The organism is Pseudobacteroides sp., assembly GCF_036567765.1.
Taxonomy (GTDB): domain Bacteria; phylum Bacillota; class Clostridia; order Acetivibrionales; family DSM-2933; genus Pseudobacteroides.
This window is the reverse complement of record NZ_DATCTU010000099.1, coordinates 1-8,920: the sequence shown is the minus strand read 5'-3', so window position 1 is coordinate 8,920 and position 8,920 is coordinate 1. Positions and strand designations below refer to the sequence as shown.

The following is an 8,920-nucleotide window of genomic DNA, read 5'->3' as shown; positions in this document are numbered from 1 at the left end:
TAAATCATGATATTTGGGTTACCTTAATTGATATAATTGAGTAATTATCTGACATATGATAAAATAAGCATTAGTAAGCGATTCAAATTAATAGTTAATAAATAATATAAATATAAATATTTTATGATAAGCAAATAAGTTTTCTTTGGGGGGCGATGTTTTTGGAAACAGGTAACAATCCAGATTTAGAAAGGAAAGAAAAGGAAGCCTACAATGAAATTTTCCAACATGTAAAGAAAGGAAATAGATCTTACAGGGAAGGTTTTATCGGTGAGCATGAGGCATTCGTGTTAAGTGCTGTCTGCGAGTACATAGGGGACAGTACCATAAAAAAGAACAGCGAAGAGTTTCATGTCGGTCTTTTTGCGTTTATTTACTCAATAGATAAGTTTACCCAGGGTAATTATGAAGAGTTTATTGAATTTGCCCAAGGCATTATTAAAAAGTGGCTTGATGAACACAGAGTAAAGAATCTCAAAAGCTATAGAGAAGATGTGGCACACTTGAAACATAAATTATGGGAGTTTGGAATAACAATCCCCCAGCTGATTTCATCAACTCCAAAGGACAATTTGTCAATCAAATCAGCATTAAAAACAGCTTATGATATATTAAATACCGAACCTTTATTTACAAACCTTAAAATTGATAAAAATTTATCTGCAGAAGAACTTGCACAGTTAAATGCAATTGTTTCAAGAAAAATTAGGGGGAATAAGAAATACACAGTTGCATTGATTCTTATTCTCAGAAGTAAGCTTGATGTTTTAAAGAGTTATCTTAAAAATATTGAAGAGGATGACATAATTGCAGATAGTATAGGAACTGTTATTGAGAGAACTAAAGACACAGCAATTTATATGACTGGGTATGGCAGATTCAACATGACAAAAAGCTTCGGCAATGTTGTGGATCTAGGTAAGATGGTATACTTTACTAAGACTAACCTGAGAAGCGGAGCAAAGGCGTCTGCATTAAAATATTCCTTTGCAGCTGCGGGTATAATATTAGTTGCTGTTGTGGCTTTTACCGGATTTAGATTTATTAGTGACGGTCTGGGCAAGGCAGGTGGAGAAAAAGGTTCTGTTGTCAGCATTGCAGAAAAGGACAAAGAAGTATTTAACGAAGAAGAAGTTAGTAACGAAAATGAAGTTAATAGTGAAAAGGAAGTAAAGGACTCTGAAAGCAAAATTACAAACACAGATCCAAATAATACGAGTGATTCTCCTCAAAGTACACCGAGCGACAAGGATAAAGAAGAACCTACACCTACGCGAAGTCAGAAGGCAGCTAAAGATACACCTATGCCTAAGGCAAGCATGAAGCCTACACCAATTCCTAAAACATCTTTTGCATTAAAACCGACTCCAACTGCTAAAACTGTTTTTATTCCCACAAAGGCACCTGCTAAGCCAAAGCCCACACCAACAAAACCACCTTCAGTAAGCACCCCAAAAGGAACAAAGCCTACTGTTAAGCCTTCAGTGATTGGGTATGAAACTACTAAAGCAACAGGTGTTCCATCAGCTGTTCAAATCAGCTCGGATCGTAGTGAAGTTAAGGTTGGAGAAAATTATACCATACACATGATAATTCAAGGTGGGAATAATGGTACTTTGTGGAAGCTTTATGAAAACGGCAAAACTACATTGACAAGAAGCTCTCCTGATAATAGTCCCGATGAACAGCATGTCCAGCGTATGGTTATTGCAAAAAAACCGGGAACATATACATATAGATGTGATGTTTCAAATTCATTTGGTACAACTGCCAGTTCAACAATTACTGTCGTTGTTAAATAATGTAAAATGAATTCTATATAAAACAGCTGCTTGCTATCCGTAAGATAATGACTTATTGCAGCTGTTTTTTGATGCCTAGGATTAAAAACTCTTTCAACTGAGGTACAAATTGCATTTGTACAAGCATTTATAATGTTATATAATTAAAATACTTCTTGAAATGGGGTGATCACAAATGAAAAAAATGTTAATTAGTAAACTCTTTTTGTTGCTTAGTATTATTGTGTTGTTGTCAGGGTGTGGTAAAGTCAATGAACCTGATGGAAATATTGTTAATAGTCCGCAAAAGGATATGACAGATCAGCAAAAGCCAAGTACTATCCCAACACCTATGCCATCAGTTGCACCGACTCAAATTGATTTGGAAAAAGTAAAGCCCAATGAAATGGGTAAAATTATGGTTGTAATGTTTCATAATTTTGTTGAATCGTTTACTCCTTCAAAATGGGACAAGGGTGAGTATACTACAACTTTCAGCAGCTTTGAAAAACTTCTCGGAGAGCTTTACGAAAAAGGTTACAGGCTTATAAGCTTGGATGACTATTTAAACAATAATATTAACGTGCCTGCAGGAACTATTCCTATGGTTTTCACATTTGATGACGGTACGGATGGCCAGTTTAGCCTGGTTAAAGAAGGCGATAAACTTGTTGCCAATAAAAAGTCGGCAGTAGGCATCATAGAGGAATTCAACAAGACCCATCCTGATTTTGGGCTCAAAGGTACATTTTTTGTGAACTTGGGTGGAGAAACATTTAAAGGTGAAGGTACACTGCCTGAAAGGCTTCAATATCTTATTGATAAAGGTTTTGATATAGGCAATCATACAATGAATCATGCTCACCTTAATGAGATAAAAACAGCGGAAAAAATCAATGAAGAAATAGGTGGAAATCAGAAAAAGATGCTTGAGCTGATTCCGGGCTATAATTTTAAGTTCTTCTCATTACCGTTTGGGCAGGCATCAAAGAATTTGAAAGAGCATGTAGTAAGAGGCCAATACCAGGGAGTCAGTTATGATAACAAGATAATTGTAGAAGTGGGATGGGATCCTGCTCACTCACCTGTAAGTAAGAACTTTGATCCTTTGTCGACTCATAGGGTAAGATCATCTGGAATTAAACCTGTTGATGCTGATCTGGAGTGGTGGCTTAAAAATATGTCAAGATCAGAACAGTATGTCAGTGATGGGAATCCTCAGACCGTAACGGTTCCGGAAGTCAAGAAAGATGGAGTCAATTTGGATAGCCTTAAAGATAAAAAGTTTATAACATATTGATTATTATAGGATATATATCAAATATAAATCTTTAGAAGCAAAGTCCCATAAAAAATGGAGATTTTGCTCCTTTTATTTATGTCTAGGAAATTGTTGTGTATGATATACTACAATTTCTCACGACAGCCATCCAGGTTGACAAAATCATTTTATGATTTGTTCTTAATATAGTCGATAAAGTGGAATACAATATTTGCATATTGATAAATACTAATATATAATATTAGTAGAGTAGCACAATTAATATAAAATAACATTTAAATCATTTTTACCCTTAAATCGCAAAATCACTTGGTGATTTTGTTATATCAGCATATTTTTTTGGGAGAGGTAAAAATTATGAAAGGAAATGCGAAAAAGATTTTGACAGATTATGATGTGAAGAAGAAGGCAGTAAAATTGGTAGTTACTTACCTTAAGAAAAAGGTATCAAAGGATTATTTAGGTTCTGAGCATATTAACGACTGGTTAGTCAATATGGAAAAATTAATTAATAAGCCGGATTTTGTTCTGTCGGAATATCTGGAAATGAAAAAACAGCTTAATGATGTGATTGAAAGAACATTAGATGAAGAAATGAGATTTAAAATAAGAGACTCTTGGTATAGTTTTGGGAAAGCTTTAGACAAGAAAACAAAGCTTATGTAAAATACATTAAATGTAGTAAAAACACACAGAATAACCATGGAAAATGTCATACGGAAACATTATGCAATAGCTGGGAAATAATGTAATATTAATTTACTGTAATCATAAAATTAACGTTTAATTTTTACGGAGGAAAAAATATGTTTATAAGTAAATTAATTTTTAGAAGACATGGAGATAATGTTTCTGAAAAAATCAGAAAGGATTTGCTGAAAGTTTTCAGACTAAAGGGCATTAATGTTACAAAGTTGAATATTGAGGAAAAATTAAATAGGCTTAACCTGGAGGTCTGTATTAAGGGTGAAGTTAAATAATTGATTAATAGGGCGTTTCCAATTGAAACGCCCTTGTTAAAGAGAATATCTAAACTATTGATATTTTGTAATGCTTAAGCCATAAATTAACTTGAATGAGGTATGCCATTAGCTGCGGGCCGGCCATAAGCTGCCCAAACCAGGGTCTTCCATAGTCGGATGTTCCTTCGGCAATTTTACGTACCTCTTCAACATTGATTAGCTGCCTGATAGGTGATGATGTGTCGTTTAGTATACCAATGAGCCACTTTCGTACAATGTTTTCATATGCCGGGTTATGGGTTTTTGGGTATGGGCTTTTCTTTCTTTGAATTACATCATCGGGCAATATGCCGTAAAGGGCTTGCCTGAGAATACCTTTTTCTCTATTCCCATACATTTTCATATCCCATGGTATATTCCATACATATTGCACAAGGCGGTGGTCACAATAAGGAACACGGACTTCCAATCCGGTGGACATACTCATACGGTCTTTCCTGTCTAACAGTGTTGACATGAACCAGTTGATATTCAAATAAAAGATTTGACGTCTTCTTGATTCAAGGGGAGATTCACCAGGCAAAAGGGGAGTTTCATCAATGGTGTCCTTATATCTTGCATAAGCGTATTCATCAAGGTTTAAACAGGCATTTATTTCGGGAGACAGAATGCTCTTTCGCTCTTTAACATAGGGTGACCAGGGGAAGGTTTCAAGAGTTAGAAGTTCTTCCTTATGAAACCATGGATATCCTCCGAAAATCTCGTCTGCACACTCACCTGAATGTTATAAATGGTTGAACATAGTATTTGTTGTTTAAAAGCTGTTACTTTAAAGGATCTTAAAAATATAATGACTTTTTGTGTTTTGTGAATTGGAATATTTATACTTTCTCGCCATCTTCAAAAATAAAGAATCCTTCAAACCTGCATCCAAGAGCTTCGGCAATTTGCTTAAGCTCTTTTTCTGAGAAATTATCCCGGGTCAATTTATTTGATAAATTTTGATTAGTAGTACTAATTAAAGTAGCCAGTTCTGAAATGGTTACTTTTTTTCTTTTTGCTAATATACGAATTTTTTCGCCCATAGTGAAAGGCATTATTGATCACCATCCTCATAAATAATATACACTTAATGGTGTGTATTATCAACAAAAACTATAAAATACACATTATAAAATTTAATTATTGTTGCAAATACACACTGAATAGTGTATTATAAAATTATTAAGTGTACAATAGCGAATATTAAGAAAGAAGGGTGTCTATGAATGCAAAGATTATAGCAGTTGCAAACCAAAAAGGTGGTGTAGCCAAGACCACCAGTGTAAGGAATATGGCATTTTCCCTTGGAGAGCAAGGAAAGAAGGTGCTGGCTCTAGATTTCGACCCGCAATCCAACCTAACATCATCATTTGCATATGAGAATACTAAAATAACAACCACAATCGCCGAGATAATGTACAAGGCTATGGATGAGGAACTGCTTCCATATCCAGAGGAATACATTTATGCTCATGGAAATGTGGACTTTATTCCAAGCAGTATTCATTTATCGGTAGTTGAAGCCAACTTACGTATGGAAATGGGAAGTGAGAAGCTACTTGCCAATATCCTGGAACCACTTAGAAAGGATTATGATTATATTTTCATTGATACAAATCCATCTTTAGGACCACTTACTATCAATGCTTTATCAGCTGCTGACAGTGTGATTATTCCAATAAACCCGGAGTATTATGCTACGATGGGGCTCACAGACTTAACAAAGACCATCTTGAAGATAAGAAAGAGAATCAATCCGAAAATTCAGTTTGAGGGAATCCTTCTGACTATGTGTGACATGCAGACAAATCTTCATAGAGAAGTCTGCGAAGAGGTAACAGAAGCATATAAAAATGGAATGAAGATATTTAAAGTACATATTCCACGTTCCATTAGAGTTGGAGAAGCCAATAGATATGGTATGAGTATTATTGATTTTGACAGGAAATCAAAGGCTGGAATTGCATACAGCCAAGTAGCAAAGGAGTTGATAATGAATGGTAACTAGACCAATTGCAAAGAAAGTTAAGTCACTTGATGAATTATTAATGGCAGATGAACCAACATTACCAATTCAAGCAAATGATAAAGTATTTCTGACCATACCATTCAATAAAATTCGCTCCTATCAAAATCATCCATTCAGGCTATATAGTGATGAACGGCTTGATGACTTGGTTGAAAGCATAAAGGCAAATGGTATTTTGGCTCCCATGATAGTGAGGAAAATTGAATGTGGTGAAGATGGTTTTGAGTATGAAATGCTTGCCGGGCACAATCGAATGAATGGGGCAAAGATTGCAGGACTTACTGAGGGCCCATGTATAGTAAAGGAATACTTAACAGATGAAGAAGCACTTATGTATGTTGTAGAAACTAATGTGATTCAGCGGTCATTCACAGATATGCTTCCATCAGAAAAAGCAACAGTACTTTCATTAAGTCACTCCAAAATGTTCTCCCAAGGCAAAAGAAATGATATAATTGATGAACTTAAAAGACTTGAAAACCCTGAATACATAAGGGATAACGAAACTTCTGCCCCAGTGGGGCAGAAGTTGACGACAAGGGAAAAAGTAGGCAGTGAGTATGGGCTTTCAAAGAATACAGTTGCCAGGCTACTACGAATTGATAAGATGATTAATGCACTTAAAGATAGAGTTGATAACGATGAAATTTCCATCAGATGTGCCGTTGATATATCATATTTAAAAGAAAATGAGCAAAAAGAAATTGAGCAGGTGCTTTCCCAAAATGAGTTTAAAGTGGATATGAAGAAGACGCAAATGTTAATAAGTTATTCGAATGATGGCAAATTAAATGAAAAAGTCATATATCAGATTTTATCCGGTGAGATAAATAAAAAGCCAAAATCAACAACTCCATCAATTAAAATCAATCATAGGGTGTATTCGAAGTTTTTTTCTCCTGATACTAAATCAAATGAAATTGAAAAGGTGGTGGAAGAAGCACTTGAGCTGTTTTTTAATATGCATCCCGAAAGGAAGGAGGTTAATTCAGCTTGAGAAAAGATGAAAAGTTAAAGACAATATATGAAACTATTGCTCCACATATCACTAGAAATGAAAGCAGTTGGCGAGATTATCTAAGGTTTGCATCAACATTTTACAAATATAGCTTTGATAACACACTGCTTATATTTGCTCAAAATCCAAATGTAACAATGCTTGCACCAACAGCTATATGGAATAGAGTTGGAAGGTATGCCAATAAAGGTTCTACAGGCATTGCAGTATGTGAATATGAGAATGCGAGGCTTACTATAAAACATTTATTTGATGTCTCCCAGACCCATGGGAAAGAAGTTATCGCTACCAACTGGAAGGTTGTTGATGAAAATGGACAAGGAAATGAAAGCGAGTATCAGGCAGAGGAAGTGAAATGTGAAATGGCAATTGCTGAAAGGTAAGGTTAATCTGAAATTGGTGGGAGAAAAAGAAGTTAGTCAATAGCTCCGATTAATAAATCTCCAATAATACTTTCTCTTCCATATCAAATTGCTGGTAATAAATAGGTAGATTATAAAGTTTTCTAAGCTTTTGAATGTAGGTTATATCGTTTGCAGTTGGGGGATATTTGGTAATAATTATAAGTTTATTAGCACCAGTTTTATCATTGTAATGGCAGTATTCTAAAAGTTGACCTATAGCCAGTCGCATTGCTTGCTTTGCATCACTTGTCTTTAGTTCATAAAATATTCTTTCACCAGTAATGGTCTTAACAGATATATCAACATTATTTACTTCAGTATAAACAATAGAAACATTATCTTGAGCTTTTAAGTAATCTGCCATGACGTTTTGTAACTCATTGTGGTGTAAAGACATTAAGTAGCTTGAAGGGGATACAGATACTGATCCTTCCTGCTTTTTAGTACTTTTGTTTTTTTGCGGATTATTGCTAGCTTTATTTAAAAGTTTTAGAACGTATTGCTCATTAAAATTTGAATCAAGCATTGAAATGCCTGATTCAGGGTGCACTTTTATGTATTCATCAATTATAATTTTTTCTCTCTGAATAAAACTATGTAGTGAATCTAAATAAAAAGTATTATTAGGATAATCATAACGCCACTTACCTTTGTTTAAATCTTGAAAGGTTATCCCAGTCTTTTCCTCCAGTATATTTATAAGCTCAGCTAAGTATACGGCTCTGTCAGGATTATCTTTTGAACTTAGCTCTATAAAGCATATACCCTTATTGTTTACCCCCCAAGAAATATTATGGATCTTTTCGTAGGTATCGCTACCATCCCAAAAAGATATCTGCATATATGTATCATTACCAATAAAAAAATATCCTTGTTCTAACCGATTCAATTTATTAATTTTTCTTGGAACAAAGAAGAAATTAGGATCGGATTTTTGAATACTGATTAAATAATCCCAGCATTTTGCATGTACCTCTAAAATACTTGTCCATTCTGCCAAATTAAATCACCCCCCTGTGTCTTGAAGTTATTAATATAGTTGGATAAAGCTTACTAACATTAGTTTACTTAATAGAATGAGAAATTTCAACTAATTTGAAAGGATGTGTTACATTTGCTTACGGATATAGTAACAAAACTTGAATTTTTGTTTTTTGTTGTTCTTGAAACGGAGGTGTAGTTAATGACCATAAAAACCCAAAAGTCATACCGCCACTTCACAGATGAAGAAATCCAACGTGCCAACAGCGTAAACCTTCTTGACCTTGCACGACAGTATGGATTCCAGCTTGAAAAAGGCGGACGTAAAGCAATGCATGCTAAAAAATCAGGAGGACTATATATATTCAAAGATAGCAATCGTTTTTATCATTGGACTGCCGACGAAAAAGGTGGTCCAATC

Annotated in this window: 9 protein-coding genes and 2 pseudogenes; 8 read left to right on the top strand and 3 right to left on the bottom strand. The window is 34.7% G+C overall.

The window, feature by feature from the left end; translation table 11 throughout:
* Positions 1-161 precede the first annotated feature (161 nt).
* The 4 genes from VIO64_RS15995 (at position 162) to VIO64_RS15980 (ending at position 4,043) form a co-directional block, all read left to right on the top strand.
* Positions 162-1,802, top strand: coding sequence for a hypothetical protein (locus VIO64_RS15995; protein ID WP_331920031.1), 1,641 nt, complete (start codon positions 162-164; stop codon positions 1,800-1,802).
* Between the two features lie 175 nt (positions 1,803-1,977).
* Positions 1,978-3,081 carry a polysaccharide deacetylase family protein gene (locus VIO64_RS15990; protein ID WP_331920029.1) on the top strand — a complete coding sequence of 368 codons (1,104 nt, stop codon included), beginning with the start codon at positions 1,978-1,980 and terminating at the stop codon, positions 3,079-3,081.
* A 339-nt stretch (positions 3,082-3,420) separates the two neighbouring features.
* On the top strand, positions 3,421-3,729 hold the full coding sequence (locus VIO64_RS15985; protein WP_331920027.1) for a hypothetical protein: 309 nt from the start codon (positions 3,421-3,423) through the stop codon (positions 3,727-3,729).
* 140 nt (positions 3,730-3,869) lie between these two features.
* On the top strand, positions 3,870-4,043 hold the full coding sequence (locus tag VIO64_RS15980; RefSeq protein WP_331920025.1) for a hypothetical protein: 174 nt from the start codon (positions 3,870-3,872) through the stop codon (positions 4,041-4,043).
* A 49-nt stretch (positions 4,044-4,092) separates the two neighbouring features.
* Here the strand turns inward: VIO64_RS15980 and VIO64_RS15975 are convergent.
* Together VIO64_RS15975 and VIO64_RS15970 are read right to left on the bottom strand one after the other, a co-directional pair.
* Positions 4,093-4,806 (bottom strand): annotated as a pseudogene (locus VIO64_RS15975) (asparagine synthetase B family protein); the annotation flags it as partial.
* Between the two features lie 100 nt (positions 4,807-4,906).
* The gene (locus VIO64_RS15970; RefSeq protein WP_331920023.1) at positions 4,907-5,122 is read right to left on the bottom strand and encodes a helix-turn-helix transcriptional regulator; all 216 of its coding nucleotides are present in this window, start codon (positions 5,120-5,122) and stop codon (positions 4,907-4,909) included.
* Positions 5,123-5,289: 167 nt separating this feature from the next.
* On the opposite strand from VIO64_RS15970, the gene VIO64_RS15965 reads away from it, so the two are divergent.
* From VIO64_RS15965 to VIO64_RS15955, 3 genes are read left to right on the top strand one after another with little or no spacing between them, the layout of a single operon-like run.
* Complete coding sequence (locus VIO64_RS15965) at positions 5,290-6,075, top strand: AAA family ATPase (protein ID WP_331920021.1); 786 nt, start codon at positions 5,290-5,292, stop codon at positions 6,073-6,075.
* Positions 6,065-7,093 carry a ParB N-terminal domain-containing protein gene (locus tag VIO64_RS15960; protein ID WP_331920019.1) on the top strand — a complete coding sequence of 343 codons (1,029 nt, stop codon included), beginning with the start codon at positions 6,065-6,067 and terminating at the stop codon, positions 7,091-7,093. The genes VIO64_RS15965 and VIO64_RS15960 overlap by 11 nt, the downstream gene beginning before the upstream one ends.
* Positions 7,090-7,497, top strand: coding sequence for a hypothetical protein (locus VIO64_RS15955; RefSeq protein WP_331920017.1), 408 nt, complete (start codon positions 7,090-7,092; stop codon positions 7,495-7,497). Before VIO64_RS15960 ends, VIO64_RS15955 begins: the two co-directional genes overlap by 4 nt.
* A 49-nt stretch (positions 7,498-7,546) precedes the next feature.
* Here the strand turns inward: VIO64_RS15955 and VIO64_RS15950 are convergent, their stop codons facing one another.
* A complete protein-coding gene (locus VIO64_RS15950; protein WP_331920015.1) occupies positions 7,547-8,518 on the bottom strand; it encodes a hypothetical protein in 972 nt (323 codons plus the stop codon).
* 183 nt (positions 8,519-8,701) lie between these two features.
* Between VIO64_RS15950 and VIO64_RS15945 the strand changes: the two are divergent.
* Positions 8,702-8,920 (top strand): annotated as a pseudogene (locus tag VIO64_RS15945) (hypothetical protein); the annotation flags it as partial.

Coding starts and splice junctions, on each gene's coding strand:
- VIO64_RS15980 (WP_331920025.1), top strand. CDS start 3,870: ATGTTTATAAGTAAATTAATTTTTAGAAGACATGGAGATAATGTTTCT.
- VIO64_RS15985 (WP_331920027.1), top strand. CDS start 3,421: ATGAAAGGAAATGCGAAAAAGATTTTGACAGATTATGATGTGAAGAAG.
- VIO64_RS15990 (WP_331920029.1), top strand. CDS start 1,978: ATGAAAAAAATGTTAATTAGTAAACTCTTTTTGTTGCTTAGTATTATT.
- VIO64_RS15960 (WP_331920019.1), top strand. CDS start 6,065: ATGGTAACTAGACCAATTGCAAAGAAAGTTAAGTCACTTGATGAATTA.
- VIO64_RS15970 (WP_331920023.1), bottom strand. CDS start 5,122: ATGCCTTTCACTATGGGCGAAAAAATTCGTATATTAGCAAAAAGAAAA.
- VIO64_RS15965 (WP_331920021.1), top strand. CDS start 5,290: ATGAATGCAAAGATTATAGCAGTTGCAAACCAAAAAGGTGGTGTAGCC.